General features: G+C 72.1%; 24 protein-coding genes. 20 read left to right on the top strand and 4 right to left on the bottom strand.

The window, feature by feature from the left end:
- The first annotated feature begins 20 nt into the window (after positions 1 to 20).
- Genes AB0C33_RS20560 through AB0C33_RS20550 form a run of 3 tightly spaced genes read left to right on the top strand, consistent with a single transcriptional unit; the run spans position 21 to position 2,554 of the window.
- A complete protein-coding gene (locus AB0C33_RS20560) occupies positions 21 to 974 on the top strand; it encodes an NAD(P)/FAD-dependent oxidoreductase (protein ID WP_358290165.1) in 954 nt (317 codons plus the stop codon).
- 27 nt (positions 975 to 1,001) lie between these two features.
- Positions 1,002 to 1,361: a thioredoxin domain-containing protein gene (locus AB0C33_RS20555; RefSeq protein ID WP_358290162.1), complete on the top strand. Its 360-nt coding sequence runs from the start codon at positions 1,002 to 1,004 to the stop codon at positions 1,359 to 1,361.
- Positions 1,358 to 2,554: an MFS transporter gene (locus AB0C33_RS20550; protein ID WP_358290160.1), complete on the top strand. Its 1,197-nt coding sequence runs from the start codon at positions 1,358 to 1,360 to the stop codon at positions 2,552 to 2,554. The genes AB0C33_RS20555 and AB0C33_RS20550 overlap by 4 nt, the downstream gene beginning before the upstream one ends.
- Here AB0C33_RS20550 and AB0C33_RS20545 read toward each other — a convergent pair.
- Positions 2,551 to 3,153, bottom strand: coding sequence for a hypothetical protein (locus AB0C33_RS20545; protein ID WP_358290156.1), 603 nt, complete (start codon positions 3,151 to 3,153; stop codon positions 2,551 to 2,553). The two genes, AB0C33_RS20550 and AB0C33_RS20545, sit on opposite strands and share 4 nt — an antisense overlap.
- A 160-nt stretch (positions 3,154 to 3,313) precedes the next feature.
- On the opposite strand from AB0C33_RS20545, the gene AB0C33_RS20540 reads away from it, so the two are divergent.
- From AB0C33_RS20540 to AB0C33_RS20520, 5 genes are all read left to right on the top strand, one after another.
- Positions 3,314 to 4,411, top strand: a complete 1,098-nt coding sequence (locus AB0C33_RS20540) for an XRE family transcriptional regulator (protein ID WP_358290153.1) — start codon at positions 3,314 to 3,316, stop codon at positions 4,409 to 4,411.
- Positions 4,408 to 4,953, top strand: a complete 546-nt coding sequence (locus AB0C33_RS20535) for a DUF3368 domain-containing protein (RefSeq protein ID WP_358290150.1) — start codon at positions 4,408 to 4,410, stop codon at positions 4,951 to 4,953. Before AB0C33_RS20540 ends, AB0C33_RS20535 begins: the two co-directional genes overlap by 4 nt.
- 131 nt (positions 4,954 to 5,084) lie before the next feature.
- The gene (locus tag AB0C33_RS20530) at positions 5,085 to 6,287 is read left to right on the top strand and encodes an FAD-dependent oxidoreductase (RefSeq protein ID WP_358290147.1); all 1,203 of its coding nucleotides are present in this window, start codon (positions 5,085 to 5,087) and stop codon (positions 6,285 to 6,287) included.
- The gene (locus AB0C33_RS20525) at positions 6,284 to 7,201 is read left to right on the top strand and encodes an RNA polymerase sigma-70 factor (RefSeq protein WP_358290144.1); all 918 of its coding nucleotides are present in this window, start codon (positions 6,284 to 6,286) and stop codon (positions 7,199 to 7,201) included. Before AB0C33_RS20530 ends, AB0C33_RS20525 begins: the two co-directional genes overlap by 4 nt.
- Before the next feature lie 145 nt (positions 7,202 to 7,346).
- Positions 7,347 to 11,090, top strand: coding sequence for a S8 family serine peptidase (locus tag AB0C33_RS20520; protein WP_358290141.1), 3,744 nt, complete (start codon positions 7,347 to 7,349; stop codon positions 11,088 to 11,090).
- A 35-nt stretch (positions 11,091 to 11,125) separates the two neighbouring features.
- Here AB0C33_RS20520 and AB0C33_RS20515 read toward each other — a convergent pair whose 3' ends face one another.
- Genes AB0C33_RS20515 through AB0C33_RS20505 form a run of 3 tightly spaced genes read right to left on the bottom strand, consistent with a single transcriptional unit; the run spans position 11,126 to position 13,392 of the window.
- Entirely contained in the window at positions 11,126 to 12,079 is a 954-nt protein-coding gene (locus tag AB0C33_RS20515; RefSeq protein WP_358290138.1) for a helix-turn-helix domain-containing protein, read from the bottom strand.
- Positions 12,080 to 12,109: 30 nt separating this feature from the next.
- Positions 12,110 to 12,937, bottom strand: coding sequence for a hypothetical protein (locus tag AB0C33_RS20510; RefSeq protein WP_358290135.1), 828 nt, complete (start codon positions 12,935 to 12,937; stop codon positions 12,110 to 12,112).
- Positions 12,938 to 12,969: 32 nt separating this feature from the next.
- Entirely contained in the window at positions 12,970 to 13,392 is a 423-nt protein-coding gene (locus AB0C33_RS20505; RefSeq protein ID WP_358290132.1) for a hypothetical protein, read from the bottom strand.
- Positions 13,393 to 13,547: 155 nt separating this feature from the next.
- Here AB0C33_RS20505 and AB0C33_RS20500 point away from each other — a divergent pair, with 155 nt between their 5' ends.
- The 12 genes from AB0C33_RS20500 to AB0C33_RS20445 all read left to right on the top strand — a co-directional run bounded on the left by AB0C33_RS20500 (position 13,548) and on the right by AB0C33_RS20445 (position 22,953).
- The gene (locus AB0C33_RS20500) at positions 13,548 to 13,967 is read left to right on the top strand and encodes a VOC family protein (protein WP_358290129.1); all 420 of its coding nucleotides are present in this window, start codon (positions 13,548 to 13,550) and stop codon (positions 13,965 to 13,967) included.
- Between the two features lie 40 nt (positions 13,968 to 14,007).
- Positions 14,008 to 14,367: an MmcQ/YjbR family DNA-binding protein gene (locus AB0C33_RS20495; protein WP_358290126.1), complete on the top strand. Its 360-nt coding sequence runs from the start codon at positions 14,008 to 14,010 to the stop codon at positions 14,365 to 14,367.
- 22 nt (positions 14,368 to 14,389) lie between these two features.
- Complete coding sequence (locus tag AB0C33_RS20490; RefSeq protein ID WP_358290123.1) at positions 14,390 to 14,884, top strand: GNAT family N-acetyltransferase; 495 nt, start codon at positions 14,390 to 14,392, stop codon at positions 14,882 to 14,884.
- Between the two features lie 170 nt (positions 14,885 to 15,054).
- Positions 15,055 to 15,432 (top strand): hypothetical protein, encoded by a 378-nt coding sequence (locus AB0C33_RS20485; protein WP_358290119.1) that lies wholly within the window; start codon positions 15,055 to 15,057, stop codon positions 15,430 to 15,432.
- Between the two features lie 18 nt (positions 15,433 to 15,450).
- On the top strand, positions 15,451 to 16,371 hold the full coding sequence (locus tag AB0C33_RS20480) for an EamA family transporter (RefSeq protein WP_358290116.1): 921 nt from the start codon (positions 15,451 to 15,453) through the stop codon (positions 16,369 to 16,371).
- Positions 16,371 to 17,000: a GntR family transcriptional regulator gene (locus AB0C33_RS20475; protein ID WP_358290759.1), complete on the top strand. Its 630-nt coding sequence runs from the start codon at positions 16,371 to 16,373 to the stop codon at positions 16,998 to 17,000. Before AB0C33_RS20480 ends, AB0C33_RS20475 begins: the two co-directional genes overlap by 1 nt.
- Before the next feature lie 72 nt (positions 17,001 to 17,072).
- Complete coding sequence (locus tag AB0C33_RS20470; protein WP_358290113.1) at positions 17,073 to 17,423, top strand: hypothetical protein; 351 nt, start codon at positions 17,073 to 17,075, stop codon at positions 17,421 to 17,423.
- Positions 17,424 to 17,693: 270 nt separating this feature from the next.
- Entirely contained in the window at positions 17,694 to 19,148 is a 1,455-nt protein-coding gene (locus tag AB0C33_RS20465; RefSeq protein ID WP_358290111.1) for a sugar transferase, read from the top strand.
- Between the two features lie 2 nt (positions 19,149 to 19,150).
- Positions 19,151 to 20,218 carry a glucose-1-phosphate thymidylyltransferase gene (locus AB0C33_RS20460; RefSeq protein WP_358290108.1) on the top strand — a complete coding sequence of 356 codons (1,068 nt, stop codon included), beginning with the start codon at positions 19,151 to 19,153 and terminating at the stop codon, positions 20,216 to 20,218.
- Positions 20,215 to 21,144, top strand: a complete 930-nt coding sequence (gene rfbB, locus AB0C33_RS20455) for a dTDP-glucose 4,6-dehydratase (protein ID WP_352364744.1) — start codon at positions 20,215 to 20,217, stop codon at positions 21,142 to 21,144. Before AB0C33_RS20460 ends, rfbB begins: the two co-directional genes overlap by 4 nt.
- A gap of 13 nt (positions 21,145 to 21,157) precedes the next feature.
- Entirely contained in the window at positions 21,158 to 22,009 is an 852-nt protein-coding gene (gene rfbD / locus AB0C33_RS20450) for a dTDP-4-dehydrorhamnose reductase (protein ID WP_358290105.1), read from the top strand.
- Complete coding sequence (locus AB0C33_RS20445) at positions 21,994 to 22,953, top strand: endonuclease/exonuclease/phosphatase family protein (protein ID WP_358290102.1); 960 nt, start codon at positions 21,994 to 21,996, stop codon at positions 22,951 to 22,953. Before rfbD ends, AB0C33_RS20445 begins: the two co-directional genes overlap by 16 nt.
- The last annotated feature ends 37 nt before the right edge of the window (positions 22,954 to 22,990 follow it).

Raw genomic sequence — 22,990 nt, 5'->3', positions numbered from 1 at the left:
CGGGGCCGGAGGTGATCGCCATGACTACGGCGATGAACAGCAAGGACACCGAGTACGACGTGGTGGTGGTCGGCGCGGGGGCGGCCGGACTGAGCGCGGCCCTGCTCCTCGGGCGCGCGCGCCGCAAGGTGGTCGTGGTCGACGCGGGCGCGCCGCGCAACGCCCCGGCCGCGCACATGCACGGCTTCCTGTCCCGCGACGGCCTGCCGCCCGCGACCCTGCTGGAGCTCGGCCGGGCCGAGATCGAGCGGTACGGCGTGCGGTTCGTCCGGGGTCGTGTGGAGGAGGTCGAACCGGGCTTCGCGGTGCGGCTGGAGGGCGGTCCGGTGCTCGGCGCCCGCCGCCTGCTGGTCGCCACCGGCCTGTACGACGAGCTGCCCGCCATCCCCGGCGTGCGGGAGCGGTGGGGCAAGGACGTCCTGCACTGCCCCTACTGCCACGGCCACGAGGTCGGCGACCAGCCGCTGGGGGTGCTCGGCACGCATCCGGGGGCGGTCCACCAGGCCCTGCTGCTGCGCCAGTGGAGCGACGACGTCGTCCTCCTCACCCACACCCTCGACCTGACGCCGGAGGACCGCGACCGGCTGGAGGCCCGCGGCGTGCGCATCGTCGAGGGCCCGATCGACCACCTCGTCGTCGAGGACGGACGGCTGCGCGGCGTCGAGCTCACCGATGGGCGGGTGCTGCCGCGCGCCGCCGTGTTCCTGTTCCCGCGCATGGTGCCGCAGGACCAGGTGCTCACCCGTCTGGGCTGCGACAAGGACGACGCCGGTTGGGTCGTCACCGACCGGACGGGACGGACCAGCGTGCCCGGGGTCTGGGCGGCGGGCAACGTCGTCGACCCGCGCGCGCAGGTCGTCACGGCGGCGGGGACGGGGTCGGCCGCCGCGTCCGCCGTCAACGCCGACCTGGTGGACGAAGAGGTGCGGGACGCCGTCGAGCGGCGCCGCGCGACGTCCGTCCTGGCTCGTTAGCCCCCCCGCACGCAAGGAGACTTCGTCATGCCCGCGCATGTTCCCGGCTCGGTGCGCAGCGTCACCGAGCAGAGCTTCACCGAACGCGTCCTCCAGGCGGAACGTCCGGTCCTGATCCAGTTCTGGGCGGCCTGGTGCCGTCCGTGCCAGATGGTCACCCCGATCGTGGAGAGCCTGGCGGCCGACCGCGCGGGCGAGGTGGACGTCGTCCGGGCCGACCTGGACGACCAACCCGGCCTGGCCGCCCGGCACGGCATCACCGCCGTCCCCGCCTTCGTGGTGTACGCCGGCGGCCGGCCCGCCGGTTCCTGGACGGGAGCCGCTCCCCGGCACGTCCTGGACGAATACCTCACCTCGGCCCTGCGCGCGGCGGGGGCGGACCGATGAGCGCCACGGCCACCGGACGGGCGGCGGCGGTCGCCCGCGGCAGGCTGCCGCTGGGGGTCTACCTGCTGTCCTTCAGCCTGTTCTCGATGGGCAGCGCGGAGTTCCTGCTCGCCGGGGTGCTGCCGGCGGTCGCCGCGGACCTGCGGATCACGCTGGCCTCGGCCGGCGGGCTGATCTCGGCGTTCGCGGCGGGGGTCGTGATCGGCGGGCCGCCGCTGGCCATCATGACCCTCCGCTGGCCGCGCCGGACGACGCTGGTGGTCGCCCAGGCGGCCTTCGCCGCCTGCGTGGCGATCGGCATCCTCACCGACAGCCATCCGGTGCTGCTGGTCACGCGCTTTCTCTCCGGTCTGGCGTACGCGGGGTTCTGGGCGGTGGCGGCGGTCACCGCGATCGGGCTGGTCCCGGCGGACCGCACCGCCCGCGCGTCCGGGGTGGTCGTCAGCGGGCTGAGCCTGGCGATGATCGCCGGCGGGCCGGCCGGGGCGATGATCAGCTACTTCACCGGGTGGCGCGGCGGGTTCTGGGCCGTGACCGCGCTCACCGTCGCCGGCGCCGTCCTGACGCTCGTGGCGCTGCCCGCCACCGGCGGGCACGGGCAGGCGAGCGTCCGCGGCGAGCTCCGCACGATGCGCCGGCCGCAGCTGTGGATCGTGTACGCCGTCACCCTGTTGAGCACCGCGGCCTACATGATCTCCTACAACTACCTGGCGGCGTTCCTGACGCAGGTCACGGGCGTGCCCGGGGTCTGGGTACCGGTGATCCTGACGCTGTTCGGCGTGGGGGCCTTCGCCGGGCTGTCGGTCGGGGGCCGCATCGCCGACCGGCTGCCCACCCACGCGCTCCTGGCGGGGGCGCTCGGGATCGCGGCCTGCTCCGTGCTGCTGGCCGTGCTCGGGCGGCACGTCGCGGCCGTCGTGCCGCTGGTGCTGCTGCTCGGCGTCGCCGGGTTCGTGCTGAACCCGGCCGTCTACGGGCGGGTGTTCGCCATCGCGTCGGGGGCGCCGGCGCTCGCCGGGGCCACCACGGTCTCGGCCTTCCAACTGGGCATCAGCCTGGTTCCGGTGCCGGCCGCCGTCGTGCTGGACGCGGGGGCGGGGGTCGCCGCCGTCCCGTGGATCGGCGCGGGGCTGGCCGCGCTCACGGTCGTCCCCGTCCTGCTGGACCGGTTGGCCTCGCGCCGGGCGGGCTAGCAGACGCCGGGCAGGCCGCAGACCTTGACGGCCATCTTCCTGGCGTTCTTGGTGAGCCGGCCGGGGTCGTAGTCGCCCTCGTCGGTCCGGTAGATGATCAGTGCGCTGCCCCGGCGCGCGACGACCCCCGTGACCGTCTGGTCCACGTTGCCGTCCTGCCGGGTCCGGTAGCCCATGCCCATGGCCTCGTCCCCCGCCTTCACCTTGGTCGTCCGCCACTGGATCTTGAGCGTGGGCGCCGACGGGTCGCCCTTGCGCGCGCACCGCGCGGCCTCGGCGCGCAGGCCCGTGAGCGCGGCGTGGGCGGCCCGGGGGCTCCTGTAGAGGACGAGCTGCTCGGCCGACTCACTGGGCCCGGTGGTCCAGTGGCTGATCGTGCGGGCGGCCGTCCGGCCACGGTCGACGGCACGCCGGTGCCCGCACGGGTTCAGCTCGAAGGGCGCGGTGAGCCTGTCGCTGATCTTGTATCCCTGCTCGGCGGCGTCGTCCGGGCTCAGCGGCACGCGCGCCTCGCGCTCGGTGAACAGGAAGTTCTTCGGAATCTCGGTCACGGCCGCCGGAGACAGGGCCAGCAGCAGGGAGAGCGTCACGCCGATCATGAACAGTTGGATGCCGCCGCAGGCGACTTCGTTCGCCGAAGGGGGTTAGGTAATCGGGCGTAGGTGCGCATAGGTGGATGAATGTTTATTGGAGCGATGATTGCCGGGATTCTATTTTCCGGCCTCGCGCCCTCATCTGTGCGTGTGCGATTATCGCACTATGAAGGAGCCGGGAGAGTGGCTGGACATCGGTGAGCGCGTACGCGAGTGCCGCATGGCCGCCGACATGTCCCAGGAGGAGCTGGCCTCGGAGCTGAAGCTCGACCGGACGATGATCGCGAAGATCGAGAGAGGCGTCCGCCGGGTCGACGCGCTCGAACTGGCCAGATTGTCGGCGGTTCTCGGGGTTCCCTTGAGCTATTTCCTCGATCCGACACCACTGGTGGTGTCCCGGCGCGCGGAGTTGGCCGACGACACGGTGACCGACGCGTCACGGCAGTCGCATCGATTGGAGGTGGCGCTCTCCACGTGGCTGGCCGACATTCGGCAGCTTGTAAACCTGGGAGTGTTCAGTCCTCCCGAAACAAGGCGCTGCCCGGAGCCGGTTCAGGATATTGCGGCTGCCCGCCGTGCGGCCCTGTGGGTGCGAGAGCGTCTGGGGCACAGGGCCGAACCCATCGATTCACTCATGAGCGTGTGCGAACGGCTCGGGCAGTTGGTCGCGGTCGTCGAAGTGCCGGGTGAAGGCGCGTCACTGATCGAGGGCGACGTGGCCGTGGCGGTCGTCAGCAAGCACGGCGATCCCGGCCGCCGGCGCGCGACCGCGGCCCATGAGCTGGGGCATCTGATCGTAGGAGACGAATACTCGACCGACATCGGCGTCCACGCCTCCCGTGACGACAGAGAAGCGATCATTGACGCGTTCGCCGCCGAACTTCTGCTTCCGGTCGAAGCGTTCCGCGCGGCGGCCCGTACGGACGGGGGAGCGAGGCGTGAGGATCTGGTGGTTCTCGCGGCCCGGTTCAGGGCGTCCTGGTCTCTGACCGTACGGCAGGCGGTGGAGGCCGGAGCCGTCACCAGAGGCGTCGCCAAAGAGATGCGCCGGAGGAACCCCACCCGGGCGGAGCTGATGGAAGCGGTCGGTTGGGCGCCGCAGCCCGACCTGGAAACGGTGCGAGTGCCCCCAAGCTTCGCGCATGCTGTGCTGGAGGCGTTCAAGAGATCGCTCATCACGGAGTCCCGTGCGGTCGAGCTCATGCGCGGCCAGATCGTGGCAGGCGACCTGCCGGTGCGCGAGGACACGGATTGCGAGCTGTGAGCGCCCCTGGCCCGGAGCCCGTCCTGGTGTTCGACGCGATGTGCCTGAACCATTTCGCCCGCGCCGAGCGCCTCGACGTGTTGCGCGATCTCCTGGCCGGCACCGCGTGCCTGACCACCCATGTCGTCCGGGAAGAGATCCGCGCGGGCATGGAGGAGCATCCCCTCCTTCGGACGGTGCTGGACGCCGACTGGCTGGGGCTGGCGCGGCTCGACTCGCTGGAGGAGCTCAGGTGCTTCATGAAGTGGGCGCAGCGGATCGGGTCTGCTGAGCGCAACCTCGGCGAGGCCAGCGTCTTCTCCGCGGCGGAGCTGGCCCGGGGCATCGCCGTCACGGACGATCGCGAGGCCGTGACCGTGGGGAGGGCGCACGGCCTGGACGTGCACGGCACCTTGTGGCTGCTCGCCCGCGCCACCCAGGACGGCAAGCTCAACGAGGTCGCCGCGGGGAACCTCGTGGACGCCCTGATCGCGACGGGAATGCGTCTGCCCTGCAGCGGCTCGACCTTCGGGTCCTACATCCGGCGTAACGGCCGGGCCTGACCCTTTCTGGCGGCGCCAAGTCGTAAGAGGCCTGTCGCCGGGCTGTGGCGCGGATCACAGGGACGTCGTGTCACGGATGGGGCGGGGTCTTGCATCACGTGGTCAGACGCACCGTAGGAAAGGGCACGGCGATGACCACACAGCGCGAGAACGGCAAGGCTCCGCACCACGTCCTGGTGCTGGGGGCGGGGTACGCGGGGATGGCGGCGGCGATTCAGCTCGCGGCGCGGACCAAGGGGCGGACGGACGTCCGGGTGACCCTGGTCAATCCGCGGGAGCGGTTCACCGAGCGGTTGCGGATGCACGTCGTGGCGAGCGGGCAGCAGGTCGCCGAGATGCGCATCCCTGAGCTGCTGGAGGGCACCGGGGCCCGATTCGTGCGCGGCTGGGTGACCGCCGTGGACGTGCGGGCCAGGAGCGTGCGGATCGACGACGACCAGGTCCTGCACTACGACACCCTCGTGTACGGGCTGGGCAGCGTGGCCGACACGGTGACGGTGCCGGGGGTGGAGGAGCACGCGTACACGCTGGACAGCGTGCCGGACGCCGAGGCGCTGGCCGCCCGGCTGGGCCGCCTGGGCAGGGGCACGGTGGCCGTCTGCGGCAGTGGGCTGACCGGCGTCGAGTCGGCCGCCGAGATCGCCGAGCGCCACCCCGAGCTGGACGTCGTGCTGCTCGGCAGGCAGGAGCCGGGCGCGGCCATGGCGGCCGGGCCGAGGGAGTACGTCAGGAAGGCGCTGGCCCGGCTGGGCGTCCGGGTGCGCAGCGGCGTCGAGGTCACGAAGGTGCTGCCGGACTCGGTCGAGATGGCGGGCGGGGAGAGCGTCCCGGCCGACGTCGTGCTGTGGACGAGCGGCACGCGGGTCTCGCCGCTGGCGGCGGCCGCCGGGCTCACCGTGGACGACCGCGGCCGGATCGTCACCGACGCCTTCCTGCGCTCGGTCTCGCACCCGGACGTGTACGCCCTCGGCGACGCCGCCGCGATCCGCCAGGGTTACGGCGTCATGCACGGCACCTGCCAGAGCGGCATGCCGACCGGCGTGCACGCCGCGGTGTCGATCCTGCGCGCCCTGGACGGCCGGCGGCTCAAGCCGTTCCGCTTCGGCTACTACCACACCCCGGTGAGCCTCGGCCGCAACGACGGGGTCGTGCAGTTCACCCATCCCGACGACAGCCCGCGCCGGGTGTATCTCACCGGTCGCACGGCCGCACGGTATAAGGAGACGGTGACCGCAGCACCCTGGCCGACGTACGTCCGCATGAAGAAGATGCCGGTCTCCGGCGCGCTCTGGCCGCGTGGCGGCCGGTTCACCCGGATCGGCGCCGGGCGATGAGCCGCGCGTACCCGGAGCAGGACCAGCAGGTCTTCGACGAGCATCGCAAGCTGCTGTTCTCGGTGGCCTACCGCGTGCTCGGCTCGGCGGCCGACGCCGAGGACGCGGTCCAGGACGCCTGGATCAGGTGGTCGGCCGACGACCGTTCGCAGGTGGCGGATCCGAAGGCGTACCTGGCGCGGATCGTGTCGAACGTGGCCCTGCAGCGGCTGCGGTCCACGCAGTACCAGCGCGAGACGTACGTGGGGCCGTGGTTGCCCGAGCCGATCCTGACCAGCGGCGACACCGCCGACGACGTCGCGGGCGCCGATTCGGTCTCGACGGCGATGCTGGTGGTCCTGGAGACCCTGAGCCCGCTCGAACGCGCGGTGTTCGTGCTCAAGGAGGTCTTCGGCTTCAGCCACGCCGAGATCGCCGAGGCGGTGGAGCGTTCCGAGGCGGCGGTGCGCCAGGTCGCGCATCGGGCGCGGGAGCACGTACAGGCCCGGCGGCCGCGCTTCACGGCGGACCGGACGCGGCAGCGGGACGTCACGCGGCGCTTCCTGGCCGCCGCGACCGGCGGCGACATCAACACGCTCATGGAACTGCTGTCCCCTGACGTCACCCTGTGGACCGACGGGGGCGGGAAGGTGCGCCAGGCGCTGCGTCCGGTCGTGGGCGCGAAGACGGTGGCCGCGTGGTTCGCCGCGATCGGCACGGTCTCCTACCAGGGCGTCGAGCCGGGCGACATGCGGGCCGAGCTCGCCGAGATCAACGGCGGTCCCGGCGTGGTGTTCAGCGGTCCGGGCCGGGTCGTCGCCACCGTGACCTTCGACTTCGACGCCGACGGGCACATCACCGCCGTCCACAACGTCGCCAACCCCGACAAGCTGGGGGCGGTCGCGGCCGGGACCGCCCGCGACCTCACGCCTTGACAACCGTCGCTGACCTGGACGGTGGCGACGACCTGACATGTCGGTTGTCCGCCATGCCCTAGTCATGGTGTGTACGTCCCTTTCTGGCAAAACTTTCTTCTGCCGGTTGCGCAACCCCCCAACCGGTAGAAAGAGAGCCACCGCCATGCCATTCAGTCGTAGAGCGGCGCTGCTCAGCGCCGCCCTCGCCGCCACGCTCGTCGCGGCAGGCACCGGAAGCGCCCACGGTGACGCGACGGCCCCCGCCGCCGGAGTCACCGGCGTCCCGGCGTCGTCGGTCACCACCGCGCGGGTCACCCTCATCACCGGGGACGAGGTCACCGTGGCCAGCCAGGCCGGCCGTCCCGTCTCGGTCACCGTCACCCCCGGCGAACGGTCGGCCGGCGCCCTGCGCACCTACACGGTCGGCGGCGACGTGTACGTGCTGCCGAACGAGGCCGCGCCGCTGGTCGCCTCGGGCCAGGTGGACAAGCGGCTGTTCAACGTCACCCAGCTCATCGCCCAGGGGTACGACGACGCCCACAGCGAGTCGATCCCCACCATCGTCCGCTACTCCGGCAAGGGCCTGGCCAAGGCCGCTCCGCCCGACGGCGGCCGGCTCACCCGATCCCTGCCCGGCATCCGGGGAGCGGCCGTCGCCGCGGACAAGAAGCGCGGCGGCGCGTTCTGGGAGGCCGTGGACGACGACACCGCCAAGGCGGGCACGCCCAAGGCCCGGCTCTCCGGCGGCATCGAGAAGCTCTGGCTGGACGGCAAGGTCAAGACGCTGCTCGACAAGAGCGTGCCGCAGATCGGCGCCCCCGAGGCATGGGCCGCCGGTTACGACGGAACCGGCGTCAAGGTCGCCGTCCTGGACACCGGCGTGGACGCCGAGCACCCCGACCTGGCCGACCGGATCGCCGAGAGCCGCAGCTTCGTCCCCGGCGAGACGGCGCAGGACGGCCACGGGCACGGCACGCACGTCGCCTCCACGATCGCGGGCAGCGGCGCGGGCTCGGGCGGCAAGTACAAGGGCGTGGCGCCCGGGGCCCGGCTGCTCGTGGGCAAGGTGCTGGCCGACGAGGGCGCCGGCATGGAGTCGTGGATCCTCGACGGGATGAACTGGGCGGCCCACTCGGGCGCGAAGGTCGTCTCGATGAGCCTGGGCGGCCAGGAGGGCGCCGACGGCACCGATCCGATGGCCGTGGCGGTCAACGAGCTGACCGCCGAGACGGGCGTGCTGTTCACCATCGCCGCGGGCAACAGCGGCCCGGGGGCGACCACGGTGGGCTCGCCCGGCGCGGCCGAGGCGGCGCTCACCGTCGGCGCGGTCGACTCGGCCGACGCGGTCACCGACTTCTCCAGCCGGGGTCCCCGCGGCGGCGACGGGGCGCTCAAGCCGGAGATCACCGCTCCCGGCTTCAAGATCGTGGCCGCCCGCGCCGCGGGCACCTCGATGGGCACGCCCGTGGACGGCACGTACACCACGGCGAGCGGCACGTCGATGGCCACGCCGCACGTGGCGGGCGCCGCCGCCATCCTCGCGCAGCGGCACCCCGACTGGACCGCCGCGAGGCTGAAGAACCAGCTCGTCAGCACGGCGCGGACGACGGCCGGCACCCCCGTGCACAGCCAGGGCGCCGGCCGCGTGGACGTGAGCCGCGCCGTACGCCAGCCCGTCTCGGGCTCCGGCGTGATCGACTTCAGGCTCGCCGACTGGGACGCCGGAGAGCCGGCCACCAAGCAGATCGAGTACGTCAACGACGGCGACCAGCCCGTCACCCTGACGCTCGCCGCCAAGGGCGCGGGCGAGGACCTGCCGGCCGCGGCGCTGACCCTGGGCGCCCAGACGGTGACCGTGCCGGCGCACGGCACCGCGTCGGCGGCCGTCACGGTCGACACCTCGGCCGTGCCGGCGGGGGCGCACGGCGCGCACGTCACCGCGACCACCGCCGACGGCCAGACGGTCGTGACCACGGCCGTCGGCTTCGTCCGGGACGTGGAGCGCTTCGACGTCACCCTCAAGGTGCTCGACCGGGACGGCAGGCCGACCACCGGCGCCGCCGTCGTGCACGACATCAACCTCGACAGGCTGGCCCTTCCGGACAGCTACCTGATCGGCGCGGACGGCACCGCCAAGGTCCGGCTGCCCCGGGGCGAGCACGCCTTCATGGCGGAGATCTTCCACTACGCCGCCGACGGGAACCGGGTCTGGGAGTACACCTACGGCGCCGAACCGGGCGCGGTCATCGACTCCGACCGGACCATCACCTTCGACGGCGCCAAGGCCGGACCGGTCACCATGGACACCCCGAAGCCGAACCAGACGGACAGGGTCCGGCTCGGCCTGTCGGTCCAGAGCGCGGCCGGCACCAGCGCCTACGGCCTCGAACAGTGGATGAACGGCGAGACGAAGGTGTACTCCGTCCCGTCCCAGGGCACGAGCAGCCGCTTCGAGTCCCGGGTCGCCTGGTCGCTCACCGCGCCGGAGCTGAAGGCCCAGGTCCTCGGCGCCGGGGCCGAGCCGATCGAGCCGGCCTACTTCCGGGGCCGGGCCGGCTCCGCGCGCATCGACGGCGCCCAGGTCCTGCGGGCCGCGGACGCCGGGAGCGGGCGTCCCGAGGACTACGCGGGGCAGCCGGTCCGGGGACGGCTCGCGCTGGTCAAGCGCAGCGCCGAGCTCACGCCGCAGCAGCAGGTCGACAACGCGGCCGCCGCGGGAGCGGGCGCGGTCATCATCTACAACGACAAGCCCGACAACTGGGGCGCCGACAACTGGAGCACGTCGCCGACCAGGATCCCGGCGATGACGCTCGCGGGTGAGCAGGGGGCCCGGCTGGCCGCGGCGGCGGCCAAGGGCAGGCTCCAGGTCCGGCTCTCGGGCACGGCGGTGAGCCCGTACGCCTACGAGCTGGTCAAGTACCGTAACGGCGGCGTCCCGGCGGACCAGCGGTACAAGGTGCGCGACGGCGAGCTGGCCACCGTGCAGTCGTCGTTCCACGCCTCGGCGCCGGCCACGGAGGCCGGGTACGCCCGGTCGCTGGTCTCGCCGATGCAGGGCACGGCCTACGCGGTCTTCACCCGGATGATCACGCCGCGGCCCCTCACCGAGTACGTCACGGCCGACCTGCGGACCTTCGAGTCGATGCAGGTGGGCTCGGTCTGGGAGGGCGGCCAGGCGTGGCAGCAGACCGCGCCGTCCGTGCTCAAGGCCGGTCAGCGGGTGTCGCGCGACTGGAACAAGGCGGTGGTCCGCACGGCGCTGCCGGCCGCGGCGGACAAGTCGGCGGTCCGCGAGGGCGCGATCGGCGTGCTCTTCGCGGGCGGGCTGTTCGACACCGCGCCCGGCCAGACGTACCTGTTCCGCGCCTCCGCCGACAAGGAGCAGTCGACGGTCTACCGCGACGGCGAGCTGCTGGGCTCCGCGCCGTCGGCGGCCGTCGCCTTCCCGGTGGTGCCGGAGCGCGCCCAGTACCGCGTGGTGACCGACGTGCAGCGGAACGCACCTTTCTGGACGACCTCCACCAAGGTGCGCACCGACTGGACGTTCCACTCGCAGCAGGTGGCCGCCCAGGACCTGCTGCCGGTCCTGTCGATCGACTACGACCTCGACGTGGACGAGACCAACAGCGCCCACGCGAACGCCCCCACCCGCGTCGGCCTCGGCCTGCGCTACCCGAAGGGCCTGGCGGGGCCGCGCATCACCCGGGCCGCCCTGTGGACCTCCGCCGACGACGGCGCCACCTGGCAGCCGATACGGCTCGCCGGGGCCGGTGAGCGGGCCTTCACCGGCACGATCACGAACCCGGCCAAGCCCGGCGGGTTCGTGTCGCTGCGCGTGCAGGCCACCGACGCCGACGGCGGCACCGTCGAGCAAATCGTGACCCGCGCGTACCAGCTACGCCGATAGTTCCAGGTGAGGGGCGTCCCCGGCGGGGGCGCCCCTCACAGCGGGATCATGCCGGACCGGGCCGCGTACCAGGCCAGCTGCATGCGGCTGTCGGTCCCGGCCAGCTTCATCAGCCGCCGGATCCGGCGCTGGACGGTGCGCTCGCTGGTGCCGAGCCGGCTGGCGACCGTCTTGTCCGGCATCCCGGACAGCAGGTACGTCATCAGCGCGACATCGGTGTCGTCCCAGGCCGCGACCCCTTCGGTCACGCTCGTGGCGGTGAGCCGCAGCGGGGTCGCCGCCTGCCACACCCGCTCGAACAACTCCACCAGAAGATGGACCAGGGACTGCCCCCTGACCAGGAGGAAGCCCGGTTCCACGCTCGTCTGGTCGGGCAGGACGGGCAGGAGCACGACCTCCCGGTCCACGATGATCATCTTGCTGGGCAGCTCGGCGGCGATCCTGATCTCGTAGCCGCCCTTCAGGAACCTGGCGATCTCGGCCGGGGCCCTGGGGTCGTCCAGCGCGGCGCGTTCGTACACGTAGCGGTAGGTGGCCAGGGCGTTGGTGGAGTCGTCGAGGTTGACGTCGAGCACGTACGGAGGCCGGAAGAAGGCCAGCACCTCCCGGCGGGCGCCGCGTTCCAGGTTGCCGAGCCAGGTGGCGAGCTGTTCCGGCGTGGTGAGCGCCTCGATCTCGCCCGCGGGCGAGGCCGCGCCCGTCCGGTAGACCTCCACCAGCTCGGCCAGCCTGCCCTGCACCTGCTGCAACGCGGCCTGGCGCTCGGCGATCAGCGTGCCGAGGCCCACGTCGGGGGGCACGGCCATGTACAACCCGGTGTTGTCGCGGCTGGCCAATCCGAGCGCGACGAGCCGCGTCACGGCCGCCGTCACGGCCGTCACCGGCAGGTCCAGCGCCTCGCCCACGTCGGGGATCGTCACCCGGCGGCGGCGCAGGAGCTCCAGGTAGACGACCTCCTCCTCGTCGCTGAACCCCAGCCTATCCAGCATCTTTCATCACTTTCCGGCTGCCTGGCAGCGTCACGGTCGCTCGTACGCGGGCGCGGCCAGCTCCCAGAGGCCGACGGGCCGCAGGGCGCGCGCGGCGGCGAGCAGCTGCTTCTCGGGCATGTACCCGCTGGAGAGCCGCACCAGGGTGTTCTCGTAGGCGGTGAACACGGTGCTGCCGTAGTCGCTCGTCAGGATCCACAGGTCCGGCGCGGCCTCCACGCAGGTCATGTCCTCCTGGGGATCCACTACGTCGTCGCAGGCCTGCTCCGGGGACATGGTCTCCGGCAGGACGTCGACGAAGACGGTGGCGGTGGCGCGCTCGTACCATAGGGAGAGCTCCGGGCCGAAGATCTTCGCCTTGGTCAGCCGGAAACCGGGCAGGTCGGGCACGACGTTCGTGGTGTCCCGGGCGGCCATGCCCTGCGCCTGGGCGGCGAGCGCGATCACGTCCTGGTTCGACCAGGCCGCCAGGAACAGGGACGCGGCCACGCCGACCGCCGAGACGCGCAGCGGCGTGGCGAGCGGCAGGGCGAGGCCCGCTCCCACGGCGTAGCCGCAGGCTCCGGCGGCCATGGTGATCAGGCCGACGCGCCAGGAGCCGAAGCCGACGAGGACGGGGAAGGGCGCGGTCATGGTCAGGCCGACGTACAGCGCGACCAGGGCGAACTGTCCCAGCAGCGCCACGAGCCACCAGTTCCGCAACATGGCGTACCAGGACAGCAACATCCCGGCCGGAAGGGGCGCGAACAACATCAGCAGCAGGTTGCCCGCGGCGTCCTCAGGGCCGTGGAAGGCGATGACGGCCTGTGCCAGGCCCACGACGGCCCCCACGAGGGCCGCCCGGATCAACGCGTTCATGCCCGATCATGGACGATCTTCGCCCATTCCTGTCAAGAGGGGGCATCCGTCCGCTTCCGCTGCGAGAACCAGCGCCAGGACGGCGGCAGGAGCAGCAGGACGACGACGGGCACCGGCCCGAGGGCGTTCGCGACGAGCAGTCGCACCGGGTCGAGGCCGCCGGAGTCCATCAGTCGCAGCACCACGTAATCGGTGACGACGAGCACCTCCAGGGCGACGACCGCCCAGCGCACCCACATGGCGCGCCTGCCGAACCGGCCCAACAGCCAGCCGGTCAGCCCGAGGATCGCCGCCTCCCACGCGACCAGCAGGAGCGGGCCGGGGGCGAGGACGGACAACGCCGCGGCGCCCAGGGAGACAACTGCCACCAGCCCGAACGCCACCTGGAGCGTCATGAGAAACCTGGCGGCCCGTACGACGAAGGGCATCGGCTCGGTCCGCACGGTCACCGTCATGGGACAAATCATGACGGATCGGCCCCCGGCCGGGACAGGGGAACCCCGCGTGAATCCCGTCTTTCGATCAGGGGACGATCGTCCGTCCCGGGAGCCCTCAATTGGACAGCGGCATGCGCGCAACGGATATTGGACGGGAATGGAGGATCTATTACATGGATGCGCGTCTGGATCATCTCGTTCTCTGGGTCTCCGACCAGCTTGCCGCCCTGCGTTTCTACGAGCAGGTGGTGGGCCTGCCCGGGGTCCGGGGGGAGGAGTTCCGCGAGGGCGAAGCGGGGTTCCCGAGCGTACGGATCGCCGAGGGGACGATCATCGACCTGATGGCGCACGACGTGTCGAAGGGCGTGGAGGAGGGCACGGGGGTGACGGGCAGCGCCGGGCACCAGATCAACCACTTCTGCCTGTCGGTGAGCAGGGAGGACTTCGAGGCGCTCAAGGTCCGGCTGAAGGACCACGGGGTCGAGGTCACCGGCACCGGCTCCAACTCCTTCGGCGCCCAGGGCATCGCCCCCGAGACCATCTTCTTCCCCGACCCGGACCGCAACGTCATCGAGGTCCGCTACTACCGCTGAGCCGGCGGAGTTGTCGGTCGGGTTTGGTAGACAGGTCGGCATGGGTGTGAGCGTCGACGAGTTCCTCGATCTGGTGCGCGGGCTGCCGGAGGTGACCGAGCATCCCAGCGCGGAGTGGGTCGGTTTCAAGGTCCACGGCAAGGGCTTCGGCTACCTGTGGGAGAAGACCGAGACCGTCGGGGTCAAGGCCACAATCGAGGAGCAGCTCGCGCTGGTGGCCGAGCGGCCCGAGGTGTTCGAGGTGCAGTTCACCGCCGGGCGCTTCGGGTGGGTCGTCGTCCACCTCGACAAGATCGACATCGACGAGCTGTTCGAGCTGATGGCCGAGGCGTGGTGCCTGACCGCGCCCCGGCCGCTGGTCAGCGCGTTCGAGGCGGAGCACCAGATCGCGCCCTCGTGAGCCGGCGGTAGTCTCGGGCAGCGTGACCCCCGTCGACATCCGGCTTCGCGAGTGGCGCGAGGACGACGCCCCGGCCGTGCTGCGCGCGTTCCGTACGCCCGATCTGCGCCGCCAGTCGTCCTTCCCCGTCGTCACGCTCAAGGACGCGGTGGGCTGGATCACGTCCTGGACGGGCGTCGGGCACGCGTTCGCGGTGACCGTCGAGGGCGGCGCGGTGGTCGGCAACGTGGCCGTGGCCGGGATCGACGCCCACGACAACGGGTGGGTGTCCTACTGGGTCCTGCCCGCGCACCGGGGGCTCGGGATCGCGACCGCGGCCACCCAGGAGCTGGCCCGGTGGGCGTTCGGCGAGCGCGGGCTCTTCCGGCTGGAGCTGGGGCACCGCACCGACAACCCGGCGTCGTGCCGGGTGGCGACCAAGGCGGGGTTCCGGGCGGAGGGCATCGAGCGCGGCAAGCTCCGCCACGAGGGCGTGCGCCTCGACGTCGAGCGCCACGCCCGCCTCGCCACCGACTGACCCGCCCGGCCTGCTCCCGCCGCGGAGGGCCCGGGGCGACGCTCGCATCGGGGAGGGGCTTGGTGACCGGCTGATCCCACTGCGGAGGGCCCGGCGGCCGGAGGGCCCGGGAGGGCCGGGTGATCGGGTGCGCTGGTCACGTGGTGGCGGGGTGAACTACCCTTTTTCGGGTGGACAGCGAGAGCCGGGCCGCGGCCGGGCTGCTGGCGGCCCTGAGCAGGGCGGCTGAGATCCTCGCCGGCTTACGCCACCCCTTCGTGCGCAGCCGTCCCTTCTCCTGCTTCGTCCCGCCCTCGGGGGTGCGCACCGGGGCCGACTTCGTCCTCCCCGACGGCCGCGAGGTGCGCTTCGAGGTGTCCCTCACCGTCTCCGGCGACGCCTTCCACGTGGCGGGCGGGATCACCGCGGAGGGCGAGCCGCTGCTGGAACTGCCGCGCCGAAGCCTGCCGAACGTGCACGACGCGCTCGCCGTCCTGGACGACTACGCAGGCGACGTCGCCGCCCCCGCTGACCGCATGCTGGACGGCCTGCTGGACGAAATTGTCTAATTGTCTGACAATGGCAGCATGAAGAACGGACCTCTCGCCGTCGTGGGCGCCTCCGCGCTCTGGGGCACCGCGGGCACCGCGGGGCTGCTGGTCTCGGCCGACTCGGTCGCCCTGGCCGCGGCTCGGCTGGTCATCGGCGGCGCCGCGCTCGGCCTGCTCGCGCGGGCCGGCGTCCGGCGGGCGTTCCGGCCGGTGCTGGTGCCGGCGGCCCTGGCGGTGGCGGCGTACCAGCTGTGCTTCTTCGCGGCGGTCGGCCGCACGGGCGTGGCCGTCGGCACGGTGGTCGCGATCGGCAGCGGGCCCGTGTTCACGGGCCTGCTGTCCTGGGGGCTGCACGGCCGGCGGCCGAGCGGGCGGTGGGCGCTGGCTACCACGGCGGCGGTCTGCGGGTGCGCGGCGCTGATCGGCGGCGGCGGCGCGCAGGCGGGCGGGCAGATGGTGTCGGGGGTGCTGTTCGCGCTGCTCGGCGGCCTGCTCTACGCCTTCTACGCGGTCTCCGCGGCCAGGGCCATCGAGAAGGGGGCCGAGTCGGACGCCGTGATGGGCGTGCTGTTCGGCGGCGCCGCCCTGGTCATGCTGCCGGTGCTGCTGATCAACGGCGTCGGCTGGCTGGGGGATCCGCGCGGGCTGCTCGCCGTGCTCTACCTGGGCCTCGGCACCACCGCGCTGTCCTACATCCTGTACGGGCGCGGCCTGCGCACCACGCCGGTCGCCACGGCCTCGACGCTGGCGCTGGCCGAGCCGGCCGTCGCCGCGCTGCTGGGCCTGCTGGTGCTGGGCGAGCGGCTGGCCCCGCTGTCGATCGCCGGGCTGGTGATGCTGGTGCTCGGGCTGGTGGCGGTGGCCGTGCCGGAACGCGGCGGAGCCCGGGGCGGGGAGCAGGGCAGCGAGCAGGGCAGCGAGCAGGGCAGGGAAACGGCACTAGCATCACAGCCGTGATGTTGCCCCTCAAACCCGTCTCCACGGTCGGCGCGCTCGCCGACGCCCTGCGCACCCGTGTGCTCTCCGGCGAGATCGCGCCGGGCACGCCGCTGCCCGAGCAGGAGATCGCCGCGTCGTACGGCGTGGCCAGGCCGACCGTGCGCGAGGCACTGGCCGGCCTGGTGCACGAGGGACTGCTCAGGCGGGAGCGCAACCGCAGCGCTTATGTCCCCGAGGTGACGATCTCGGACCTCCAGGACCTCATGTACGTGCGCCGCCCCCTGGAGGACCTGATGGCCCAGGCCGTGGCCGGCCGCCGGGTGCCCGACGCCGAGGCCGCGCTGCTCAGGTGGGCGGAGCTGCCGGCCGACGCGCCCTGGTCGGCGACCGTCGCCGAGCACATGGCCCTGCACGAGGCGCTGATCGAGGCGGCCGGCAGCCGGCGGCTCGAACGTCTTTACGCCACGCTCGCCGCGGAGACCAGGCTCGGCATGGTGCGCCTGCGCCAGGTCTACCGCGACCGGGACGTCCTGATCCGCGAGCACCGCGAGCTCCTCGACGCCATCGCGGCGGGCCCGGTGGAGGCGGCGCGGGCGGCCGTCGCGGCGCATCTCAGCCACAACTGGGGCAGTCCCGAGCTTCCTTGAACGGGTGGCTCATGTGCGTCATTGAGCGCGAACCCTTGCGGGACGGCCCCGGAACTCGCAAGAATCGCGGCCATGCACGGCAACCCGATGCCGGACTCCTACGTATATGTCACCGAAGAGGGCGTCACCCGCCACTACGCCGACGGCAGCGTCGAAGCCCTCGCGTGGGAGGACGTGGTGGAGGTCCGTGTCGCCACCGAATCCGGGGAAGACGTCCACTACATCCTGCTCGACCGGGACGGCGAAGGCTGCGTGGTGCCGCGTTCCGCGACCGATGCCACCTTTGTCGCCCGGCTACGCTACTTGCCCGATTTCGATCTCGACCGGCTGAACCTGGCCGCCGATTCCGCGCGTGACGGAGTTGTGGTCGTGTGGCGCAGCCCTGATCCGCCGTCCGCATTGCCGGACCTGGAGTACGACTAGCGGCTCCGCCCCCCGGTCACCTGGCGAAATGTCGCCATAAACCTCACATTTTCTCGCTTCGATGCTGCACTTTTGGATCGTTCCGTCAACCCCCGAAACCCCTAGATCGACGTCCGATTGTGGACATTTCCCGTTATTCCCCAGGTTGGAATCGATCTTTACTCTTTAGTGGGGGCCGCCGCCCTTGATAACGCATGGGTCATTGTCAACCTATGCGGCACAAGGAACGTCCTGTTATCGCGGTGAAAGCAGTTATCACAGGGTGGTGCTATGAGGGTGGGGACTGGGGAGTCCACTGCTGTGCTCCTCGAGGCCGCGCCACGCCTTGAGTCCAACATCTGGACCCGGGCGTATCTGCGGCTCCTGTTAGGCGGGGACACGGCGTGCGCGCTGCTGGCGTGCGCGTGCGTGCTGGGCGTACGCCTGGCCTCCGGCGTGTACGTGCCGATCGCCGAGTACGTGCTCGGGCTCGGCCTGCTCGTCGGCTGGCCGGTCGCGCTCATGATGGCGGGCGCGTACCGTCAGCGCGCCAACGGCGAGGGCACCGAGGAGTTCAAGGCCGTCTTCACCGGCGGCATCGGGCTGATGGCCACCACGGCCATCCTGGCCTACGCCACGCAGACGGCCATCGCGCGCAGCTTCGTCATGGCGATGCTGCCGCTGGTGCTGCTGGCCACGCTCTACTTCCGTTACCGCATGCGCAAGCGGCTTCATCGCAGGAGGGCGATCGGCGAGTACATGCGGCAGGTGATCGCGGTCGGGCACCGGGAGTCGATCCTCGACCTCGTCGTGCAGTTCCGCCGCCAGCCGCACCACGGCATGCAGGTGGTGGGCGCCTGCCTGCCGCACGACACGCTCGACGTCGACCTCGACGGCATCCCGGTGATGGGCTCCTTCGGCGACGTCGCCGAGGTCGTGGCCCATTCGCGGGCCGACGCGGTGGCCGTCCTGGCCTGTCCCGAGCTGGACGGCGCGGCGCTGCGCCGGCTGGCCTGGAGCCTGGAGACCGCGCGCACCGACCTGTTCGTCGCGCCCGCCCTCCTGGACGTCGCCGGCCCGCGCATCAGCATCAGGCCGGTGGCCGGGATGCCGCTGCTGCACGTCGAGCACCCGGAGTTCGACGGCACCCGGCAGCTCGTGAAGGCGGCCTTCGACCGGCTGGTGGCCGGCGCGGCCCTGCTCGTGCTCGCGCTGCCGCTGCTGACGCTCGCCCTGGTGATCAGGCTCACCAGCCAGGGGCCCGCGCTGTTCCACCAGACCAGGGTGGGCAGGGGCGGCCGGGAGTTCCGGGTGGTGAAGTTCCGCACGATGGTGGTCGACGCGGAACGGCTCAAGCACCAGCTTCTCGCGGCGAACGAATTCGACGGCGTGCTGTTCAAGATGAGGAACGATCCAAGGATCACCCGCGTCGGCGCGTTCCTGCGCCGCTACTCGCTGGACGAGCTGCCGCAGCTGCTCAACGTCATCCGTGGTGAGATGTCCCTCGTCGGCCCCCGGCCGCCGTTGCCGGAGGAGGTCGCCAGGTACGGCGCCGACGTGCGCCGCCGTCTGGTGGTCAAGCCGGGCATGACCGGCCTCTGGCAGGTCAGCGGGCGCTCCGATCTGACGTGGGAGGAATCCGTCCGGCTCGACCTGCGCTACGTGGAGAACTGGTCGCTCCTGCTCGACCTGCAGATCCTGTGGAAGACCTGGTCCGTCGTCACCCGTGGAGAAGGGGCTTACTAGCAGTGAAGGCACTCGTGCTCGCCGGAGGGTCGGGCACACGGCTCCGGCCCATCACGCACACCTCGGCCAAGCAGCTGGTCCCCGTCGCCAACAAGCCGGTCCTGTTCTACGGGCTGGAGGCCATCGCGGCGGCCGGGATCCGGGAGCTCGGCCTGGTGGTCGGGGACACGCAGGCGGAGATCGAGACGGCCGTGGGGGACGGCTCGGCGTTCGGGCTGCAGGTCACCTACCTCCGCCAGGAGGCGCCGCTCGGGCTGGCACACGGCGTGCTGATCGCCCGCGAGTTCCTCGGCGACGACGACTTCGTCATGTACCTGGGCGACAACTTCGTCGTCGGCGGCATCAACGACCTGGTGGACCGGTTCGCCAGGGAACGGCCCGCCGCGCAGATCATGCTGACCAGGGTCGGCGATCCCGGCCAGTTCGGGGTCGCCGAGCTGGACGAGAAGGGCCGCGTGATCGGCCTGGAGGAGAAGCCGGCCCGGCCCAAGAGCGACCTGGCGCTGGTCGGCGTGTACCTGTTCAGCCCGGCGATCCACGCCGCCGTCGCCGAGCTCAAGCCGTCGTGGCGGGGCGAGCTGGAGATCACCGACGCCATCCAGTGGCTGATCGAGGCCGGTCTGCGCGTGGAGTCGTCGGTGATCTCGGGATACTGGAAGGACACCGGCAACGTCACCGACATGCTGGAGGTCAACCGGCTGGTCCTGGAGTCGGTCGAGCCCGGCGTGCGCGGGCGGGTCGACGAGGCCAGCGAGCTGATCGGCCGGGTCGTGGTCGAGCCGGACGCGGTGGTCGAGCGCTCCCGCGTGGTCGGCCCGGCGATCATCGGCCGGGGGGCGCGCATCCAGGACAGCTACGTCGGGCCGTTCACCTCGGTCGGCGCGTCGTGCGTGGTCACCGGCAGCGAGATCGAATACTCGATCCTGCTGCCCCGGGCGTCCATCAACGGCGTCGGCCGGATCGAGGCGTCACTGATCGGCCACGACGTCGAGGTCACCCGAGCGCCCAACACGCCCAGAGCCCACCGTCTCGTGCTGGGCGATCACAGCAAGGTACAGATCACTACATGACAAGAATTCTGGTGACCGGCGGCGCGGGATTCATCGGCTCCCACTTCGTCCGGGGGCTGCACGACGCGTACGTCACGGTCCTCGACAAGCTCACCTACGCGGGGAACCGGGCCAACCTCGAAGGGGTGCGGCACGAGTTCGTCCACGGCGACATCTGCGACGCCGAGCTGCTGCGCGAGGTCGTCCCCGGGCACGACCTGGTGGTGAACTTCGCCGCCGAGTCCCACGTCGACCGGTCGATCGAGGGCGCCGCCGCCGAGTTCATGCGGACCAACGTGCTCGGCACCCAGACGCTGCTGCAGGCGTGCCTGGAGGCGGGCACGCCCAAGGTCGTCCAGGTCTCGACGGACGAGGTCTACGGGTCGATCGACATCGGCTCCTGGGACGAGTCCGCGCCGGTGCGCCCGCGGTCGCCGTACGCGGCCAGCAAGGCGGGCGGCGACCTGATCGCCCGCTCGTACGCGATCACCTACGGCCTGAACGTGTCGATCACCCGCTGCGGCAACAACTACGGCCCCCGGCAGTACCCGGAGAAGCTGATCCCGCTGTTCGTCACGAACCTGCTGCGCGGCCGCCCGGTCCCGCTGTACGGCGACGGCGGGAACGTGCGCGACTGGATCCACGCCGAGGACCACTGCGCCGGCATCCGCCTGGTCGCCGAGAAGGGCGAACCCGGCGAGATCTACCACATCGCCGGCACCGCCGAGCTGACGAACAAGGAGTTGACCGCCCGCCTGCTCGAAGCCTGCGGCCGTGACTGGGACTCGGTGCGCCACGTCGAGGACCGCAAGGGCCACGACCGCCGGTACTCCCTGGACGACAGCAAGCTGCGCAAGCTCGGCTACCGCCCGGAGATCCCGTTCGACCAGGGGTTGAAGGACACGATCCGCTGGTACGCCGAGCACCGCGACTGGTGGCCCGCGTGACCGGGCGCCTGCCATGAGGTGGCTCGTCACGGGCGGCGGCGGGATGCTGGCCGCCGACGTCCTGGAACGGGCCGCGCTGACCGGCGAGCCGGTGCTCGCGCTCGCCCGGTCCGAGCTCGACCTGTGCGACCGGCGCGCGGTGCGCGACTTCGTCGCCGCCTACCGGCCGGGCGTGGTGGTCAACTGCGCCGCCTGGACCGCCGTGGACGACGCCGAGACCCACGAGGCGGAGGCGCTGGAGATCAACGGGCACGCGGTGGGCTGGCTGGCCGAGAGCTGCGCGCGGGCCGGGGCGCGGCTCGTGCACGTCTCCACCGACTACGTCTTCGACGGCACCGCGCCGGGTCCGTACCCGGAGGACGCGCCGACCGCGCCGGTGAACGCGTACGGCAGGACCAAGCTCGCCGGCGAGCGGGCGGCGCTGGAGCACGGGCACCACGTGGTGCGCAGCGCCTGGCTGTACGGCGCGGCCGGCCCCAACTTCGTCCGGACCATGATCAGGCTGGCGGCCGAGCGCGACACCGTGGACGTGGTCGACGACCAGCACGGCCAGCCGACGTGGACCGCCGACCTGGCCGACTACCTGGTACGGCTGGCGCGCTCCGAGCTGCCGCCGGGCGTCTACCACGGCACCAGCTCCGGGGAGACGACATGGTGCGGCCTGGCCAAGGAGATCTTCACGCTGCTCGGCCTGGACCCGGACCGGGTGCGCCCGGTGAGCTCGGCGGGCTTCCCCCGGCCGGCTCGGCGTCCGGCCAACAGCGTGCTCGCGCACACGAAGGGAGAGCCGATCCGGCACTGGCACCAGGCGCTGCGCGCGGCCTGGCCGGTGCTGACCCGCGGGCGCCGGTGCGGCGTCGCGTAGGCGGCGCGGTGCTGTGGATCATGGTGGCGGGCCTCGCGGGCTGGGCGGGGCTGCGGCTGCTCGGGTGGGAGCCGAAGTTCCTGTGGTCGCAGCTCGTGTCGTTCACGCCGTACGCGGCGGCGCTGTCGGTGCTGCCGCTGGCGTTCGCGCTCTACCTGCGCGCCGGGGCGCTGATCGCCGCCGCGCTAGCCGTGACCTGCGCGTTCGCGGTGGCCGTCGTGCCGCGCGCGGTGCCCGAGGGCAACCCGCCGGCCGCCGGGCCGGTGCTGCGGGTGCTGGCGGTCAACCTGCTGCACTCCTCCGTGCTGCCGCCGGTGCTGGTGGAGACGGTCGAGCGCGAGCGGCCCGACGTGCTGCACCTGCTGGAGTTCACCGGCCTGATGCGGGAGCGGGTGGAGGAGCTGGGGCTGACGCGGCTGCTGCCGTACCGGATCGTGCTGCCGGGGGAGGACTCGTCGGGGGCGGCGATCTACTCGCGGTACCCGTTGCGCGCCGCGGACTCGCCGATCGCGGCGCCGCCCTTCGAGGAGAGCCCGCGCCACTTGCCCGCCGTCGTCACGCTGCCGGGCGGGCGGGAGGCCGAGATCGTCGCCGTGCACGCGTGCGCGCCCTCGGAGGGCTGGCGCACGGCCTGCTGGGCGTCGAGCATCCGGGCGCTGCCGCCCGCCGGCGGCCGCCTGCGGATCCTGGCCGGGGACTTCAACTCCACGCTCGACCACGCGGTGCTGCGCGACCTGATCGCCACGGGCTACCGGGACGCCGCCGACGTCACCGGAAAGGGGCTCTCCATGACCTGGCCCTACTACGAGCAGCCGCGGCTGTTCCCGAAGGTGGCCATCGACCACGTGCTGGCCGACCGGCGGATCGCGGTCCGGAGCTTCCAGACCCTGCGGGTGCCGCGGACCGACCACCGGGCCACGCTCACCGAGCTGGTCCTTCCTTGATGTGACGTTTCCGGAGCTGAGACCGATATGTCATGGA

Source organism: Nonomuraea sp. NPDC048881, from assembly GCF_040649795.1.
Classification (GTDB): Bacteria; Actinomycetota; Actinomycetes; order Streptosporangiales; family Streptosporangiaceae; genus Nonomuraea.
This window is presented reverse-complemented; position numbering and strand designations above follow the sequence as displayed.

Bases quoted from the DNA above. Each gene is read 5' to 3' on its own strand.
- AB0C33_RS20545 (WP_358290156.1), bottom strand. From the start codon at position 3,153: ATGATCGGCGTGACGCTCTCCCTGCTGCTGGCCCTGTCTCCGGCGGCC.
- AB0C33_RS20520 (WP_358290141.1), top strand. From the start codon at position 7,347: ATGCCATTCAGTCGTAGAGCGGCGCTGCTCAGCGCCGCCCTCGCCGCC.
- AB0C33_RS20540 (WP_358290153.1), top strand. From the start codon at position 3,314: ATGAAGGAGCCGGGAGAGTGGCTGGACATCGGTGAGCGCGTACGCGAG.
- AB0C33_RS20525 (WP_358290144.1), top strand. From the start codon at position 6,284: ATGAGCCGCGCGTACCCGGAGCAGGACCAGCAGGTCTTCGACGAGCAT.
- rfbB (WP_352364744.1), top strand. From the start codon at position 20,215: ATGACAAGAATTCTGGTGACCGGCGGCGCGGGATTCATCGGCTCCCAC.
- AB0C33_RS20480 (WP_358290116.1), top strand. From the start codon at position 15,451: ATGAAGAACGGACCTCTCGCCGTCGTGGGCGCCTCCGCGCTCTGGGGC.
- AB0C33_RS20530 (WP_358290147.1), top strand. From the start codon at position 5,085: ATGACCACACAGCGCGAGAACGGCAAGGCTCCGCACCACGTCCTGGTG.
- AB0C33_RS20465 (WP_358290111.1), top strand. From the start codon at position 17,694: ATGAGGGTGGGGACTGGGGAGTCCACTGCTGTGCTCCTCGAGGCCGCG.
- AB0C33_RS20470 (WP_358290113.1), top strand. From the start codon at position 17,073: ATGCACGGCAACCCGATGCCGGACTCCTACGTATATGTCACCGAAGAG.
- AB0C33_RS20550 (WP_358290160.1), top strand. From the start codon at position 1,358: ATGAGCGCCACGGCCACCGGACGGGCGGCGGCGGTCGCCCGCGGCAGG.
- AB0C33_RS20560 (WP_358290165.1), top strand. From the start codon at position 21: ATGACTACGGCGATGAACAGCAAGGACACCGAGTACGACGTGGTGGTG.
- AB0C33_RS20510 (WP_358290135.1), bottom strand. From the start codon at position 12,937: ATGAACGCGTTGATCCGGGCGGCCCTCGTGGGGGCCGTCGTGGGCCTG.
- AB0C33_RS20475 (WP_358290759.1), top strand. From the start codon at position 16,371: ATGTTGCCCCTCAAACCCGTCTCCACGGTCGGCGCGCTCGCCGACGCC.
- rfbD (WP_358290105.1), top strand. From the start codon at position 21,158: ATGAGGTGGCTCGTCACGGGCGGCGGCGGGATGCTGGCCGCCGACGTC.
- AB0C33_RS20515 (WP_358290138.1), bottom strand. From the start codon at position 12,079: ATGCTGGATAGGCTGGGGTTCAGCGACGAGGAGGAGGTCGTCTACCTG.
- AB0C33_RS20500 (WP_358290129.1), top strand. From the start codon at position 13,548: ATGGATGCGCGTCTGGATCATCTCGTTCTCTGGGTCTCCGACCAGCTT.
- AB0C33_RS20555 (WP_358290162.1), top strand. From the start codon at position 1,002: ATGCCCGCGCATGTTCCCGGCTCGGTGCGCAGCGTCACCGAGCAGAGC.
- AB0C33_RS20495 (WP_358290126.1), top strand. From the start codon at position 14,008: ATGGGTGTGAGCGTCGACGAGTTCCTCGATCTGGTGCGCGGGCTGCCG.
- AB0C33_RS20505 (WP_358290132.1), bottom strand. From the start codon at position 13,392: ATGACGGTGACCGTGCGGACCGAGCCGATGCCCTTCGTCGTACGGGCC.